Raw genomic sequence first — 15,911 nt, forward strand, 5'->3', positions numbered from 1 at the left:
TAAGCAAATTATTTTTAACATTTTTTAACTAATCCTGTCCTAAATACACCCCAAGGCCGATTTTACAAGCGTAACTTTTTCGTTAACTAAAAAATTAGGGGTCAGTTTTGATTTAAAGGATATGTTAATAGCTACAGAAAATAACGTTACCAAAAAGTGTTTTTCCACCTTCCCAAAAGTTTCTGAAAAGGGGGTCGTTAGCTAGGTAAACCACCTGCCCGCGACCGAAATCCTGCACGCCGATAAGCAGCCCGCTTTTGAGCTCTTCTTTTGCTTTTTTCCCAACAACTCCTGCCATTAAGCTTTTTTCGTTAACCAGTCCCACATTCCACCCCTTTACAAAGGGCTCGTAGATTTTTCGATCGGTTTTTAGGCTGTAGTAGCTTCTTCCAAGCCCATATGAGAAAGGATGACTGGCATCGAGATTAATCTTATAAACCGCACCTGGTATAGTTGTTTCAAAATCATCCCGGTCTTTATCTTTAAAAAGAAGTTTGTTGGCTTCCTGCTTTTCGTCTTTCTTAACTCCCACTTCCTTCTTTTTAATGTCAAAGCCCTTTTTATCCAAAAAACTTTCAATGGCATCTTCCATCAAAATCAATTTACCACCTTTATCTAACCAGGCTGTTAAACCATCTCCTATAAAGGAGTCGTAACTGCCATCGGGCAAGATGAGTGTATTTACCTTATTAATATCCAGACTGTTAATATCTTTAGCATTAATAATACTGGGTGAGAGGTTTAAATCGTGCTCAATATAAAACCAAACTTCTCCAAAAGCCAATGAAGAGACTTCCATGCCCGATACAATTGCAATTTTAGGTTGTTTTAACAAAGGATAAACATTTGAGCCAAAATCTTTGCCTTTTTCCACAAAGCCACTGCTAACAGCCAAAATCGGTTTGTCTAAAGTTTTGGCAACTAAAGTAACTTTATCTTTCAGGCCTTTGGTTATTCTTTCATTTTCGGCCCTGAGCACAATTAAGGTCCCGGCCGGATAATCTTTTCCATTTACCGAAAAAGGCTGATCTGCCTGTCTTACTTTAATATTTGCCTTTTGCAAAGCGATTAACACCTGTGCATCTTCGCTGGTGCCCCAGCTAAACAACCAGGCCAAAGGCTTATCCAATTCATTACTTGCTATTTTAGTTTCTTCGGGTGCAGAGAACTTACCTTTTATACTTTCCTTGCTTGCGTAAGCTTTTAACCCGAACACATAGGGTAGCGCCCAGGCTGTAATATCGTAGGTATTCGAATCGGTTACAAAAGTATGCGGCTCTAAAAGCACATTGGCCAGCACCGCGCGCGATTGCTGAACATTAACAACTAGATCGTTACGCCCTAGGGTAAAATTTTCTTCCTTTTGGGTGTCGTAATCGAAAGCCCGGCCTTGTTTATCTCCTCCAAAAGCAAATTCGATCTTATTTTTAGTCAGTAGCTCGGCAAGTTTATTTAAACGCGACAGATTGCCTGCCTTAATGATATAGCTTTTATAAATACCTGGTGCATTAACCAATCCTTGCTGAAAGTATTGCTTATACTCCTCTAAAAGTTTGTTGTGGTTTAATGCTGTAACTTCAACTGTCGACATCCCCGTTGTAAAATGGTGGGCAATGCGGTCTTTTAAGGTTAGCGTATCGCCATCGTTGGTTACCACCGATAAACCCGCCCTGATACCTCCTTGCTCATAAGTCATTCCAATCGATCCATTATATAGCGGATAAGTATCGCCATAAGAAGGGTAAAGCAAATCGAAACGTTCTTTGGTGAAATATTGCCAGCCTTCTGCATCGAAATACTTGGCATTATTTTTCCCTACCACTACCTGAAAACTTTTTTGCCATGGCGTAATATCCTGGTGCACAGGCTCTGCGGCCGGTGCAAAATAATAAGGCTCATTGTAGCTTTGCTCATGAAAATCGACATGAACCTGTGGCATCCACTGGTTGTATAAGGCTAATCTTTGCTGACTCTCTATTTGAGTTTGCCAGGCCCAATCGCGGTTTAAATCAAAATAGTAATGATTTGGTCTACCCCCCGGCCAAGGTTCAATATGCTCACGCGAGGCTGGATCAGAATTGGGTGTTTTTCCGACCACACTGTTAAAATAATTTACGTAACGGTCACGACCATCCGGATTTAAACAGGGATCAATCACCACCACAGTATTTTTCAGCCATTCGGTAGCAGGTTTGTTGGTGCCCGATACCAGTGTATACAGCATCTTCATTGATGTTTCGGTAGAGCTCGCCTCGTTACCATGTACATTATAACTCAACCAAAGTATAGCTGGTTGGCTGGATAAATCAACATTATTATTGGTTCCGGCTGTCAGTTTTAAGTTATTATTTCTGATTTGTTCCAACCGGTTTATATTTTCAGGTGTTGAAACAATGGCGACAAGCAGGGGCCTGCCTTCATTTGTTTTGCCGTATTCGATTAGTTTAGTATTTTTCGGAGAAGCTGCAACAGTTTGCCTGAAATAGTCGGCTACCTTATGGTGTGGGGTAAAATGCGAACCTAGTTCGTAACCTAGAAAATCATCTGGAGTTTTAAGCTGGGCCCGTACTAATAAAACAGAACTCAGCGAGATCAGGAAGAACGTTAACAGTCTTTTCATGCGAAAATAATTTTACCTAATGTACTAATTTTGTTTTTTGTTGTTGCTAAAGCTTAATTTTACATCACATTTTTTACGACCACATGATCACAACCGAAAAGCTATACGACCACTACCTTAAAAACCCTGTTATTTCTACCGATACGAGAAACATTACTCCCGGTTGTATATTTTTTGCGTTGAAAGGTGATCTTTTTAATGCAAACGAATTTGCGCATCAAGCCATAGAAAAGGGAGCAGCTTACGCAGTAATTGATGAGGAAAAATATGCAGGTAATGCAAAATGCTTACTGGTAGATGACGTTTTAGGCGCTTTACAGGATTTGGCCTGCCATCACCGCCAGCAACTTAACATCCCCGTTATCGGCTTAACCGGCAGTAATGGCAAAACCACCAGTAAAGAACTAGTAAACGCGGTTTTGGCTGAACGTTATAAAACTTTTGCCACTTTTGGCAACCTCAATAATCACATTGGTGTTCCTTTGTCTATCTTATCTATTGCTGCTGATGTACAGATTGCTGTGATAGAAATGGGCGCTAACCACCAGAAAGAAATTGAACTGCTTTGCACCATTGCCAAACCCACTCATGGCATCATAACCAATGTTGGGATGGCACATTTAGATGGCTTTGGTGGTTTTGAGGGAGTAAAAAAAGGAAAAGCCGAGCTTTATGCTTACTTGAAAGCGAACAATGGTTACACTTTCATCAACCGGAATAATCCCTATCTGCTCGAAATGAGTGCTAATGCAGGCCTAAATAAGCTTATTTATTATGGAACCGAAAATGGTAATACCATTAAAGGAGCGCTAAAAAGCAGTGATCCTTTTATTGAGGTAGCATGGACAAACCACGAAGCTGAATCGTCGGTTAAAACCAATTTAACGGGCAGTTACAATTTCGAGAACATACTTGCAGCCATCTGTATTGGCGATTTCTTTGACATGAATCCTGAAGAAATTAACACAGGTTTAGCCAACTACCAACCTAAAAACAACCGTTCGCAATTAACAAAAACGGAAAAAAACACCGTAATCTGCGATTTTTACAATGCAAACCCAAGCAGTATGACTGCTGCTTTAAATAATATTGCTGTTTTATCGGCTGCAAAAAAAACCGCTATTTTAGGGGATATGTTTGAGCTTGGCCCCGAATCTCCGGCCCAGCATCAACTAATTGTTAGCCAGGCACAAGAAAGCGGATTAGACCAGGTGATTTTTATCGGTAAATACTTCTACGCATTTAAAGATGAGGTTAATGCGCTGTTTTTCGAAACACCATCAGAAGCCGCAGATTACTTGCAGCAAAACCCTATTCAGGATCATTTGCTATTGCTAAAAGGATCGAGGGGAATGAAACTGGAAAATTTGTTGCAATATATTTAGCGATTCCTTGTGCATAGCACTATTCGCTTTGCTTCCTGTTATTGCGCTTGCTCAATGGCAAGGCCCACATCGCTCACTTCAAGCAGTGGGTTATCGCGCATGTTCTGCTCAATTTCAATATCGAATTTCCCGTTGCGGGGAAAATGATAGTTGGTAAGCATGGGCAGGGTATAGCTAAACAGATTACCTGATCCGCTTCCCAACCATTCGCCATCATTTTTGGCTAACTTATATTGGTAGCGTCTGGTTACCATTTGTTTCCCGTCTTTAAAGTGTGCCAGGATAAAAATATTGGCATACTTATAATCAGCAGTATGCCTTAATTTGAAGTAAATATTATAACCTTTGGTATAATCCTTAATCTCAAATGGTGTAGAAATGTGGTTACGGTAAGTCCATCGCCGATCGGCCAATTCAACATTACTGTCGATAACACTACTACTGGTACAGCTAGCCAATAACGATACCATTACACAAAAACCGAAAACCAGCAGGTTTATTTTATTCGGCAGCAGGTTTATTTTCTGAACCATTGTTATTGTTTCGGCGATTATTATTTTTCCTACGGTTATTTCTGCTTTTATTTTTGCTCTGTTCTGTCTTTTCACCCTGCACAGCACTTCCTTCGGCTTTAACAACGGGCTTCTGCCCCTGAGGCTGTTGCGGTTGTTTAGGTTTATTGCTTTGAGGTTTAGGTCCGTTAACATGCGCAGGTTTTGGTACGGCCTGCTGCTGACCTTTTGGTCCAGCGTTTTGTTGCTGTTTCTGGTTTTGCTGTGGTTTTCCGCCCTGTTGTGATTTCTGACCACCCTGCTGAGGTTGAGGCTTACTGTTTGGCTGAGCATTTTTCTCGCCGGCAGGTACTCTGTCACGGTTATTTTTCTGGTTATTGCGGTTGTTTTTCTGATTATTGTTTCGGTTCTGGTTGTTTTTACCCCGCGAACGCTCGTCTAAACGGGTTAAACTATCCTGACCAACTACATTTTCATAATCGAAAGATTTTTCTACCACTACCGGAGCTGCAATCTGAACAGCGTCTTCTTTCAGGTTCGGCGCTTTTTTGCCGGCCTTGTTCATAGCCATGATTTCTTTTACACGAGTAGCTTTAACCGGAATCCAGTTTTCATCGCCCTGGTAACTAAACCACATTATTTTTTTAAAAATATCGGTTTTCTGATGGCGGGCATAACCTGCTTCAGTATCTAAATTCTCAATTCTATCCGGAATATCTTTTAAGGCATCTAAATAGGTATCGAGCTCGTAGTTTAAACAACATTTTAACTTACCACACTGGCCGGCAAGCTTTAAGGTATTAAGCGAAAGGTTTTGGTAACGTGCCGCAGCGGTAGAAACCGTTTTAAAATTGGTTAACCAGGTAGAGCAGCAAAGTTCGCGGCCACAAGAACCTATCCCACCTAAACGGCCAGCTTCCTGGCGCATTCCAATCTGGCGCATTTCGATACGGATACGGAAACTTTCGGCCATTTTCTTAATTAGCTCACGAAAATCCACACGGCCATCGGCAGTATAAAAAAACGTTGCCTTGGTTTTATCAGCCTGATAGTCTACATCGCTAATTTTCATTTGCAAACGAAGATCTAACGCCAGTTTACGGGCTTTGTGCATGGTTTCCCATTCCATTCCCTTTGCGGCATTCCATTTTTCTACATCTGCTTCGGTAGCCTTACGGTAAATTTTCTTAACTACCTGATCGATTGAAGTTTTGCGCCGCTTCATCTGTATGCGTACGAGTTCGCCGGTAAGCGAAACATGCCCTACATCGAAACCTCCGGTTGGTCCTTCAACGGCAACCAGTTCGCCAATTTCAAGGTAAATATTATCGCTGTTTAAGAAAAATTCTTTACGAGAGCCTTTAAATTTGATTTCGGTAACCTGAAAAGGTTTATAATTAGCAGGCATATCCAAATTAGATAGCCAATCGTGTACTTCCATTGTTTGGCAACCACCGGTGCCGCATGAGCCATTACTCTTGCATCCATTAGGGGTGCAACCACCACCTGTTGAACAACTTCCACATCCCATATTAATTGTATATATATTGAGTCCCCGCGGGAGCGTTTTAAACTTGATAATTTTTACCAGTTGTAAAGATACATCTAAAAACAGAATTTTAGGGTTTGCATTTCTTTCAATGTGGTAATGTGCCTTTTCCAATTCGCCAATTATAGCCTCGGCCATAGGCAAGGTAAGTACGTGCATACTTAATTTTTTTGCCGTTTCGAAGGTTAAGGGAGGTAATTTCACCAGTTCTTCGGCCCCACTTAAAATTAAACAACACTCGCGTAAATAATTTACCCCGTACTTTAAAAAATTCTTTTGGTTTTCGCGGCCCCATTTGGCTGCCTCATCTGTAAAGTTAATCAGATCAGGCACTTTATTACCAAAACCCATTCTTAACCAGGCGGTAAATGTACCCGAGCTATCGTTCTGCGTATCGGCTGCCAGTGCCTTGGCCTCAATTAAATTCCCATCGGCCAAAAAAGAATAATCAGTAGCCTGATGTTCGGTTAAACCGCTGGTATTTAGCAAATATCCGGTAACTTCTTCTGAGGTAAGTTTGGGTATTTTAACGATCTGTGTTCTCGATAAAATGGTTGTTAAAATCTGGTCCTGACTTTGGGCAATCAGAATGAAAAGCGTATTTGCAGGTGGTTCTTCAATCAGTTTTAACAAAGCATTGCCTGCTTTATCCAGATACTCGGGCAACCACATAATTAGAACTTTAGTTTCGGCCTCAAAAGCTTTAAAACTCAGTTTTTTAATAATATCGTGGCATTCGGCAATGTTAATGTTGGCTTGTTTATTGGCGGCATCCAGTTTGGAACGCCAGATATCCATATCAAAATAAGGATCGCCTAAAACCATGTTTCGCCATTCATCCAATACATCAACAGCAGTTTTTACACTGGCCGAGGCAAAGAAGGGATAAGAAAAATGAAGATCGGGGTGAATTAACCGCTCGTATTTTCTACAACTCGAGCATTCGCCGCAACTATCGTTTTCTCTTTTATCCAAACAATTGATGTATTGCGCATAGGCAATTGCCAGTGGCACAGCGCCAGAACCCGCAGGTGACAAAAAAAGCTGCGCATGGCTAATGCGGTTTTCCTTAACCGTTTGCACCAATTGTTGCTTTACTCTTTCCTGTCCTATGATTTCTTTAAACTGCATTTGGTGCAAAATAAGAAATAGATATGAGATTCTTACATTAGTAGGCTTCATCTTCTTTTACCGCCATTCTTTTTTAGATTGTAAAGACATTCAAATCTGCTGTTGTAACAATATCAGTTCAACATTGGCGAAAAGTGTTTTTTGCATATTTTCAAAACCGCTTTCAAATTTAATTTTAGATTAATTTCTTATCTGTTAGCAGATTATCCTATTTGTTAGGACAGATTAATATATTTACCCAACTAACGATAAACTAAATGACTTTCTCTAAATACATACTGCTGCTCGGCCTGAGCATTTATTCCGTTTTCGGCTATGGCCAGGGTAAGACCGTTAAAATTATTGTGCTTAACCAAAAAGGGCAGGGTATAGAAAATGCCACCGTGCAACTTCTTGCCGCACCGAACCAAGCTTTAGTTAAGGCAGCAATAACCGATAAGAACGGCATTGCTAATTTTACCGAGCCAGCAGCCGGAGCATATGTTTTTAGCGCAAGTGCAATTGGGCATAGCATACAAAAAACTGTTTCGCTTTTATCGCCCTTTACCAATAAAAACATCACCATCAACTTACCGGCGGCCGAAAAAAGCCTGGGCGATGTAATCGTGCAGGGTAAAAAGCAGTTTATACAGCATGTTCAGGGAAAAACCATAGTAAATGTCGATGCCGCTGTTACCAACACAGGCACAACAGTGTTGGAAGTATTGGAGAAATCGCCGGGCGTTATTGTAGATAAAAACGGAGGGGTTAGCCTGCAAGGCAAAGCAGGCGTACTGGTACTGATTGACGATAAGCAAACCTTTTTATCGGGAACTGAGCTGAGCAATTTACTGGGAAGCATGAGTTCTTCACAGGTAAACCAGATCGAACTGATTACCAACCCTCAGCAAAATATGATGCCAGTGGAAACGCCGGAATTATTAACATTAAAACCAAAAAGAACAGACAGGAAGGCTTTAACGGCTCCATAATTACCGCTTTCGGACAAGGAAAATACTATAAAAACAACAATAGTTTATTGCTTAATTACCGCAAAGGCCGCATCAATACCTTTGCCAATTACGGTGTTAACTTAAGTAAGAACTTTACCGATATTTATGCCTATCGTCAATATTTTGGGACAAATGTTTCGGTTAGCCCATTTTTAGATCAGTCCTCTTCTTTCCAGTCAAAAAACAGTGGCCATTTGTTAAAAACAGGGCTCGATTACTATGTTTCTGATAAAACAACCATTGGCTTAACCTTAACGGGCAATTTAGGCAAACGCAATGGCCGGAGTGAGGCTATCGCCACCTGGAAAGGTAATTCGGGCAATATAGACTCAGCCATCGGCACTTACAGCACAACCAATTTCAAACTCAAAAACGGCGCTGTTAATGTAAATTTAAGACAGATTTTAAGCAAAACACAAGATCTTGCCATTGATTTAGATGCCTTAAAATATGATATAACTAACGATCAGGTTTTCACCAATAAATTACTGGCTGCCGGCGGATACGTTAAGGGCTCGGTGGCGCAGATCCCATCAACCCTGAAAATATTATCGGCAAAAGCCGATTACACTATCCGTTTCGGCAAAAACCATAAGCTCGAATCGGGTTTTAAATCATCCAGCATCAGTACCGATAACATTGCTGCCTATCAGCTTTTTAATGGGAGCAACCTTTCGGAAGACCTAAACAAAAGCAATCATTTTTTATACAAAGAAGATATCAATGCGCTGTACAGCAGTTTTGAAAGTAAGTTTGGAAAATTTAATGCACAGACTGGCATACGCTACGAAAACACCCATTACGATGCCAACCAACTGGGCAACAGCATTCGCAGGGATTCTGCATTTTCTAAAAATTACAGCAACCTTTTCCCATCGGGCTATATCAGTTATGCAGCAGATACTGCCAACACTTTTAGCTTAACTGCAGGCCGCAGGATCGATCGGCCGGCCTATCAGAAATTAAATCCTTTTGTTTTCATTATCAATAAATACACTTACCAGCGTGGTAACCCCTTCTTTTTACCTCAGTACAGCTGGAATTTGGAATTAACGCATCAGTTTAAGCAACTTTTAACCACAACCTTATCTTATAGCGTAATCAAAAATTATTTCTCGCAGCTTTTCCTGTCAGAAGGAACCGATATTTTAGTGTACACAGAGGGCAATGTTGGCAGGATGCACAATTTAGGCTTATCTGTTTCTTTGCAGGTTTCGCCATTTAGCTGGTGGTCGTTAAATGCGCAAAGTACTTTTAATTATAAGCAGTTAAAGGGCTATCAAAATGTCAATTATGCTTCGTCGGTTAACCAGTTGCAATCGAGTATAAATAATCAGTTTACCATAAACAAAGGTTTGAGCGCCGAAATTTCTGGTTTTTATATTACCAGGGCGCGCAACGACCTTCAGGAATTATTATATCCAACAGGGCAACTATCGGCAGGCCTGTCGCAAAGCTTATTTAAAGGGAAGGGGAGCTTAAAACTTAGTGCCAGAGATATTTTTTACACTCAGGCCATGGAAGGCTTAACCGATTTTCCCGCAGCAAGCGAATATTTTATCCTCACCAGAGATAGCCGGGTAGTTAATCTGGCCTTTACTTACCGTTTTGGCAAACCTTTAAAAGCCTCTAAAAGATCGGCCGGCGGCGCAGCCGATGAAATTAACAGGGCAGGGACTTAGTTGGGAGGTTAGGAGTTTTCAGTTGGCAATTTTCAATTTCATCAAATAGTCACAGTTAAACAGTTAACCAATAAAAAAGCAGATTAAACGATATTTATATGAAAGTTTGCCACCTTGGGTGGCACCAAATCAAAGTAAAAAAGCTAACCGGTAAACTAGCTTAGCGCCCCAAAACCCATTTCGCAAAAAACACTACCTTTGGACTTTTAAATTTTACAGGCGAGCGTAATACGCTACGCCAAACACCTAACGCCAAGCAAGATTATGGCCCGAATTTTAGCTTTTGATTACGGTACCAAACGTATCGGCATTGCAGTAACCGATCCTTTGCAGATTATTGCTACCGGCCTGGATACCATCCACCCAAAAGATGTGATTGAGTACGTTAAAAAATATATGCTTACCGAACAGGTTGAAGCCTTTGTAATTGGCGATCCGAAACAAATGGACGGATCTCCTTCTGATTCGGCGCAACATGTAAAGGGCTTTGCTACCTTGTTAAAAAAATCATTTCCCGATATCCCAAGGCATTGGGTTGATGAGCGCTTTACCTCTAAAATGGCACATCAAGCCATTATGCAAAGCGGCCTGAAAAAGCAAGACCGTCGCGATAAAGAAAGGGTAGATACCATTGCCGCAACCATTATTCTACAATATTTTATGGAAACCAACCGTTTATAACCAACAAATGAGCCTGATAAACGACGATTTACAAGATTTACTAATTGCCTACTGCGAACCTGAGAGCGAGCTATTACAGCACATAGACCGCGAAACAAATCTTAAAGTTTTAATGCCCCGCATGCTTTCTGGCCATTACCAGGGAAGGGTTTTGAGTATGCTCAGCAAAATGGTTTCGCCTAAACGGATTTTGGAAATCGGCACTTTTACTGGTTACGCCACTTTGTGTTTAGCCGAAGGATTAACAAAAGATGGCATACTTTATACTTTGGATGTTAATGAGGAACTGGAAGACATGGTGCGTGGCAATTTTGCAAAATCGGCATTTAACCACCAGATTAAGTACATCCTGGGCGATGCCAATTCTACTATAAATGATTTAGACGAAATTTTCGACATTGTTTTTATCGATGCCGACAAGAAAAATAATGGTACTTATTACGATTTGATTTTTGACCGTGTACGCCCCGGAGGAATAATCATTGTGGATAATGTGCTATGGAGTGGAAAAGTACTTCAGGAGAAACAAGACAAAGACACCAGAAATATTACTAGTTTTAATGATAAAATAGCTGATGATAAGCGGGTTGAAAAATTAATATTACCCGTTAGGGATGGTTTGTTTGTGATCAGAAAGACAATTTAACATATAAAAAGATTAACCGGTTAATTGTTTAAACCAGTTAATCGTGCAGTTAACAGATTTAAACAATTTATACAGTTAACCATGAAAAAAATCTTTACTTTTTGCCTGTTCCTTTTAACAGGAATTGCCGTAAAAGCACAAGATACAGACGAGTATATTGCAGAGCATGTAGAATATGCACAGGATTTAATGCGCGATCACAAAATTCCGGCGAGTATTATTCTTGCGGTTGCCATACACGAATCGGCTTCGGGCAATAGCAGAATTGCACAGCACCTCAACAACCACTTTGGTGTGAAAGGTCCAAACAATAATGCCGAAATCCGTTCTTCATACCGCGATTATTTAAACGCCGACGAATCTTACAGCCATTTTGTAGAGATCATGGAAACACGCGAGCCTTTTAACAACCTTTTCGCTAAATACGATCAATACGATTACAAAGGCTGGGCCTACGGCATAAGGCGTTGTGGTTATGCCCACAGCAGGAGCTGGGCTTCTCAGGTAATCGGCCTGATTAAAAAATATGAGCTGTACCAGTACGATGAACGCCCCGAAGGTTATGAAGAGCCTGTTTATGCCAGCCCTGTACGCAGTCGAAAAAGAAGCACAGCAAGATCAAAAACATACACGGTTAGAACAGGCGATAACCTGAGCATAATAGCCAAAAAGAAAGGCACTACGGTTAAGGCACTGATGCAAAAAAACGGCATAAAAAAAGCAAACTTAAAACCTGGACAGAAGTTGAAGTTTTGAGCCAGTTGGCAGTTTTCAATTTTCAGTTAACCAATTAGGCGATTTAAACAATTAACCCATAAACATCCCCATGCGTTCAGCTAATCATCTCATCATTATTGCGGCAATCCTTGTTTTTTTAAGCTCGTGCGGCACCAGAAAATTTTCGAAAAACAATAAGCAGATCGAAAAAGAAGCCAACAAAGCGAACAACAACAATTACAAGAGCTACAATACCTTAAGTTATATTGATGAGTTTAAGGGGTAGCTGTTGAAGAAATGAACGCCAGCGGCATTCCTGCCAGTATTACACTGGCACAAGGCATTCTTGAATCAGGTAGTGGAAACAGCGACCTGGCCAAATATGCCAACAATCACTTCGGCATTAAATGTACATCAGAATGGAAGGGGAAAAATTATTTTCGCGATGATGACCAGAAAAACGACTGCTTCAGGGTTTATAAAGATGCCCGCGAATCTTTTAGAGACCATTCAGAATTTCTGAAACGCAAGCGGTATAGCTTCCTTTTTCAATTGGATAAAAACGACTATAAAAGCTGGGCACAAGGTTTAAAAACAGCTGGTTATGCCACTAATCCCAAATATCCTGATCTGCTAATTAACACCATCGAAAAATACCAGCTTTATCAGTACGACCAACCAGAGAGCGAAAAGCAGAAGATTGCCCGCGAAGACCGTGTTTTTTCGGAAATTAACCAAAATATCCCCAAAGAAAAAGCCAAATTTACACCAGTTGAAACACCTCCAACAGGTGCCAAACCTATTTTAGCCGACGGAACTTATACTGTTGTAAAAGGCGATACTTTGTATAATATTGCAAAACGTTTTAACTTAACCGTCGATCAGTTGAAAATGCTGAACGAAATGAGTGCCGATGGCATTAAACTGGGTCAGGTGCTTAAGGTTAAATAATGTTAAGTACAAACCCGGCCTGCCAGATATTTGTAGTTTTGTAATCTGATGAGATTTTTTGTTATCCTTATTCTGGCTTTCGGCTTCAGTACCACATTATATGCACAAACTAAACCTGTGCAGGGCATTGTTATTGATAAAGAAACCAAACAGCGCCTGGCAAAAGTTTACATCTATAATATCCGCACAGGTGATGGGCTGTACAACAACACCAAGGGCGAGTTTAGCACTTTTGCTATCCCGGGCGATACACTGGTTGCAGCTTTATCGGGCTATGCCGTAGATACCATAGTGTTTAAAGGCCAAACAGCAGCGTACTTTCAGCTTAAATCGCTGGGTATCCGTTTACGTGATGTGGTTATCCAGCAGAAACGCCTTACTCCACAGCAGTTGTACGAAAAAAACGTGCAGGAATACCGCTACCAAACCATGAAGGGCAGCAGCAAAGATTTGTTAAACCTGGGTAATGGCGGCGTAGGCTTAGGTATCGATGCCATTTACAACCTGTTGAGCAGACAGGGTAGAAATGCACGGCATTTGCAAAAAATCCTCGAAAAAGATTACCGCGAAGATTTGATCGATTACCGTTTTAATGCCAATTTGGTACGTCAGGTATTGGGTATTAAAGATGATGAGCTTACCGATTTTATGCAGCAATACCGCCCAACTTACCAATTTGTACTCGATGCGGATGATTATGCCTTTAATATGTTTATCCGCAATGCCTACAAAAGCTACCGGATAAACCCCAAAGCATTGCAATTACCTCCACTACCTAAAATAACCATCGAGAAGCTGTGAAAGCACCCATCTTCATCGTTAAAAAGCTGCCGGCCGCCGGCATGGCCCTGTTTCCATTCATACTGGTTAAATCAGCAAGACTTAAAAACGATGCAGAACTTATTAACCACGAAAAAATCCACCTGCGCCAGCAACTCGAATTGCTTATTTTACCTTTTTATATTTTTTATCTGCTCAACTATTTCATCAACCTGATAAAGTACCGCAACCACCATTTGGCCTACCGCAACATCATTTTTGAAAAAGAAGCTTACCACCATGAGCACAATATGCAATACCTCAAAAATGGCAGTTGGTACGGTTGGTTTAAAAAGATATGAAACCGCTGTTTTACTGGCAAATGCAATTGTCATCCTGACAATCATTTTGTTAAATGCTTTTTATCTCTAAAAATTTTGTTTTTCTTTGTAAGTAATGAAGAACTTTTTAGCTGCCATAGCCCTTATTCTAAGTCTCTGCTCTACAAAATTATATGCTCAGGAAATTGATACGATTCCGATCAATACCAAAGACCTGAACATAAAATTAAAACGCAGTCCGCTGCCAAGCAGACAAGGGCCGCTAAATTTCGAACCTGTAAAAATTAAACCGCTTGTTGTAAACGCCAAAATAAGTTATTGGAAAACCAGAACAAACATTGGCATTAACATTAACCAGGCGCAGTTTAGCGATAACTGGAAAGGTGGAGGTACAAACTCTATCGCAGTGGGTGGTTTGCTTAACTGGAAAGCCGAATACAATAAAAACAGCTATAGCTACGTAAGTGAGGTAGTTTTGCAATACGGTAAGATTAAAAACAAAGACCAGCTGCAAAAGAAAACCAACGACCGTATTTTCTGGGATAATAAAGCTTCGTTCCAATTATCTAAAAGCTGGTATTTCTTCGGGTCGGTGAGTTTCGAATCGCAGTTTGATAGCGGCTACAGGTACTATAGAGACGGTAATGGCGACGAGCAACAAGTGTTGATTTCGAGGTTTATGGCCCCAGGTTATTTAACCGAATCGATCGGTTTTGAGTACAAACCTGTAAAATATTTCTCTACCCGTATTGGTACTGGTACTGCAAGGCAGACTTTTGTACTCGATACAGCCGTTTACGATAAAAAACCAAATGTTTACGGAGTAGATAAAGGCAAAAAATTCCGCAACGAACTCGCTTTCCAGGTAGTAAGTGCTTTTGATAAGGATATTTTTACCAACACCAACCTTAAGGCCCGTTACCTGATGTTTGTTCCATACGAAAACATTGCCTGGTCGCGAATTGACCACCGCCTGGATGTTGTACTTACTGCAAAAATTAACCGTTTTATGAACACCAGCTTAACCGGTGTAGTATTATTTGATAAAGATACCGACGTAAATATTCAAGCCAGCCAAACTCTGGCGCTGGGCTTTGCCTTTACCTTTCCGAGGTAGTGGTACATAAATTAACAAAAAGGCCACAGTTTAAGCTGTGGCCTTTTTGTTAGCACATTTTTTTTTTAAGCTCCGCCGCCAACTTTACCAATTTCCCAGTAAGGCATGGTAATCATCTGGCTAAAGCGTACACCCCGTTGTTTAAGGTATTTTTTAAATTGTTGTACCGATTTTGCTCTCCCGGTGAGGTAAAAAGTAGCATCTTGCCACATCTCCCAGCATAAGGGATGCATATTATCCATCCAGTTAATGGCATTTTTTGCCGGAGCATTTAAATCTGAAGGAACAACATCAATCAACAGGTTAATGTGATCAACTGAATCGAAATTTTCTTCCTGTAACTCCAATATTCCAAAATACTCCACATCTTCATCAGCCGCCTTTTTTCCAAGCGATTCGTACAAACCAAGACTTGTTTCATCACCAAAAAAGAAATGCTGATTGGAAGCTTCATTATACTTTACTCTTGCACGATCAACAATCAGCTTCAATCTATCGCCTTTTTGGATATTTACCGCCAGGCTATGGCCTGGCCCCTGCCTGTTCAGGTAAAAAATAACCTCACAAGTGCCGTTTCTCTCATCAAAGCCCGATAAAGTATAATGTCTGTATTCGTTGGCGTTAACCCTTAGCAGTACCTCGTTACCTGGTATAAATTTGGCATCAAAAAATTCTCCTTCAAAGGTAATGCACTTTAAGTTGCTGCTTAACATTTTGATTTCTACAACTTCTACTTGATATATTTTATTGCTGATCACTTTTTCCATTGTGTTGGCCAGCCATGAAGGTAATTTAGGCATCGTATTAATTTGTTTAGTAACTTTGAAC

15 protein-coding genes are annotated in these 15,911 nt (G+C 40.6%); 11 read left to right on the forward strand and 4 right to left on the reverse strand.

The annotated features are described in order from the left end of the window. Window positions 1–124: 124 nt before the first annotated feature. Window positions 125–2,620 carry a M14 family metallopeptidase gene (locus G7074_RS09105; RefSeq protein ID WP_124561022.1) on the reverse strand — a complete coding sequence of 832 codons (2,496 nt, stop codon included), beginning with the start codon at window positions 2,618–2,620 and terminating at the stop codon, window positions 125–127. An 83-nt stretch (window positions 2,621–2,703) separates the two neighbouring features. Between G7074_RS09105 and murF the strand changes: the two genes are divergently transcribed. Then, window positions 2,704–4,005 carry a UDP-N-acetylmuramoyl-tripeptide--D-alanyl-D-alanine ligase gene (gene murF, locus G7074_RS09110; RefSeq protein WP_199748373.1) on the forward strand — a complete coding sequence of 434 codons (1,302 nt, stop codon included), beginning with the start codon at window positions 2,704–2,706 and terminating at the stop codon, window positions 4,003–4,005. Between the two features lie 38 nt (window positions 4,006–4,043). On the opposite strand, the gene G7074_RS09115 is transcribed toward murF, so the two are convergent. Then, on the reverse strand, window positions 4,044–4,538 hold the full coding sequence (locus G7074_RS09115; protein ID WP_124561023.1) for a gliding motility lipoprotein GldH: 495 nt from the start codon (window positions 4,536–4,538) through the stop codon (window positions 4,044–4,046). Next, entirely contained in the window at window positions 4,507–7,197 is a 2,691-nt protein-coding gene (ricT, locus tag G7074_RS27900; protein WP_370526615.1) for a regulatory iron-sulfur-containing complex subunit RicT, read from the reverse strand. The genes G7074_RS09115 and ricT overlap by 32 nt, the downstream gene beginning before the upstream one ends. Before the next feature lie 257 nt (window positions 7,198–7,454). Here ricT and G7074_RS09130 point away from each other — a divergent pair, with 257 nt between their 5' ends. The 10 genes from G7074_RS09130 to G7074_RS09170 all read left to right on the forward strand — a co-directional run bounded on the left by G7074_RS09130 (window position 7,455) and on the right by G7074_RS09170 (window position 15,083). Continuing rightward, window positions 7,455–8,168, forward strand: a complete 714-nt coding sequence (locus G7074_RS09130; protein ID WP_166208081.1) for a carboxypeptidase-like regulatory domain-containing protein — start codon at window positions 7,455–7,457, stop codon at window positions 8,166–8,168. 47 nt (window positions 8,169–8,215) lie between these two features. Next, window positions 8,216–9,871 (forward strand): outer membrane beta-barrel family protein, encoded by a 1,656-nt coding sequence (locus G7074_RS09135; RefSeq protein ID WP_166208084.1) that lies wholly within the window; start codon window positions 8,216–8,218, stop codon window positions 9,869–9,871. A gap of 264 nt (window positions 9,872–10,135) precedes the next feature. Then, entirely contained in the window at window positions 10,136–10,552 is a 417-nt protein-coding gene (gene ruvX, locus G7074_RS09140; RefSeq protein ID WP_124561027.1) for a Holliday junction resolvase RuvX, read from the forward strand. Between the two features lie 7 nt (window positions 10,553–10,559). Next, window positions 10,560–11,198 (forward strand): O-methyltransferase, encoded by a 639-nt coding sequence (locus G7074_RS09145; protein ID WP_124561028.1) that lies wholly within the window; start codon window positions 10,560–10,562, stop codon window positions 11,196–11,198. A gap of 81 nt (window positions 11,199–11,279) precedes the next feature. Next, complete coding sequence (locus G7074_RS09150) at window positions 11,280–11,954, forward strand: glucosaminidase domain-containing protein (protein WP_124561029.1); 675 nt, start codon at window positions 11,280–11,282, stop codon at window positions 11,952–11,954. Window positions 11,955–12,024: 70 nt separating this feature from the next. Then, on the forward strand, window positions 12,025–12,201 hold the full coding sequence (locus G7074_RS27100) for a hypothetical protein (protein WP_240916511.1): 177 nt from the start codon (window positions 12,025–12,027) through the stop codon (window positions 12,199–12,201). A gap of 11 nt (window positions 12,202–12,212) precedes the next feature. Continuing rightward, a complete protein-coding gene (locus tag G7074_RS09155; protein WP_240916512.1) occupies window positions 12,213–12,866 on the forward strand; it encodes a glucosaminidase domain-containing protein in 654 nt (217 codons plus the stop codon). Between the two features lie 48 nt (window positions 12,867–12,914). Next, window positions 12,915–13,667 carry a hypothetical protein gene (locus tag G7074_RS09160; RefSeq protein WP_124561031.1) on the forward strand — a complete coding sequence of 251 codons (753 nt, stop codon included), beginning with the start codon at window positions 12,915–12,917 and terminating at the stop codon, window positions 13,665–13,667. Further along, the gene (locus G7074_RS09165) at window positions 13,664–13,987 is read left to right on the forward strand and encodes a hypothetical protein (RefSeq protein WP_233603923.1); all 324 of its coding nucleotides are present in this window, start codon (window positions 13,664–13,666) and stop codon (window positions 13,985–13,987) included. Before G7074_RS09160 ends, G7074_RS09165 begins: the two co-directional genes overlap by 4 nt. A gap of 94 nt (window positions 13,988–14,081) precedes the next feature. Continuing rightward, window positions 14,082–15,083, forward strand: coding sequence for a DUF3078 domain-containing protein (locus G7074_RS09170; RefSeq protein ID WP_124561032.1), 1,002 nt, complete (start codon window positions 14,082–14,084; stop codon window positions 15,081–15,083). A 65-nt stretch (window positions 15,084–15,148) separates the two neighbouring features. On the opposite strand, the gene G7074_RS09175 is transcribed toward G7074_RS09170, so the two are convergent. After that, the gene (locus tag G7074_RS09175; protein WP_166208086.1) at window positions 15,149–15,883 is read right to left on the reverse strand and encodes a hypothetical protein; all 735 of its coding nucleotides are present in this window, start codon (window positions 15,881–15,883) and stop codon (window positions 15,149–15,151) included. Between the last annotated feature and the right edge of the window lie 28 nt (window positions 15,884–15,911).

Origin of the sequence: Pedobacter sp. HDW13 (genome assembly GCF_011303555.1) — a bacterium.
Lineage (GTDB): Bacteria > Bacteroidota > Bacteroidia > Sphingobacteriales > Sphingobacteriaceae > Pedobacter.

Excerpts from the sequence above, each read along its gene's own strand:
- murF (WP_199748373.1), top strand. The coding sequence starts at position 2,704 with ATGATCACAACCGAAAAGCTATACGACCACTACCTTAAAAACCCTGTT.
- G7074_RS09105 (WP_124561022.1), bottom strand. The coding sequence starts at position 2,620 with ATGAAAAGACTGTTAACGTTCTTCCTGATCTCGCTGAGTTCTGTTTTA.
- G7074_RS09175 (WP_166208086.1), bottom strand. The coding sequence starts at position 15,883 with ATGCCTAAATTACCTTCATGGCTGGCCAACACAATGGAAAAAGTGATC.
- G7074_RS09170 (WP_124561032.1), top strand. The coding sequence starts at position 14,082 with ATGAAGAACTTTTTAGCTGCCATAGCCCTTATTCTAAGTCTCTGCTCT.
- G7074_RS09150 (WP_124561029.1), top strand. The coding sequence starts at position 11,280 with ATGAAAAAAATCTTTACTTTTTGCCTGTTCCTTTTAACAGGAATTGCC.
- ricT (WP_370526615.1), bottom strand. The coding sequence starts at position 7,197 with ATGCAGTTTAAAGAAATCATAGGACAGGAAAGAGTAAAGCAACAATTG.
- G7074_RS09115 (WP_124561023.1), bottom strand. The coding sequence starts at position 4,538 with ATGGTTCAGAAAATAAACCTGCTGCCGAATAAAATAAACCTGCTGGTT.
- G7074_RS27100 (WP_240916511.1), top strand. The coding sequence starts at position 12,025 with ATGCGTTCAGCTAATCATCTCATCATTATTGCGGCAATCCTTGTTTTT.
- G7074_RS09155 (WP_240916512.1), top strand. The coding sequence starts at position 12,213 with ATGAACGCCAGCGGCATTCCTGCCAGTATTACACTGGCACAAGGCATT.
- G7074_RS09145 (WP_124561028.1), top strand. The coding sequence starts at position 10,560 with ATGAGCCTGATAAACGACGATTTACAAGATTTACTAATTGCCTACTGC.
- ruvX (WP_124561027.1), top strand. The coding sequence starts at position 10,136 with ATGGCCCGAATTTTAGCTTTTGATTACGGTACCAAACGTATCGGCATT.
- G7074_RS09160 (WP_124561031.1), top strand. The coding sequence starts at position 12,915 with ATGAGATTTTTTGTTATCCTTATTCTGGCTTTCGGCTTCAGTACCACA.
- G7074_RS09130 (WP_166208081.1), top strand. The coding sequence starts at position 7,455 with ATGACTTTCTCTAAATACATACTGCTGCTCGGCCTGAGCATTTATTCC.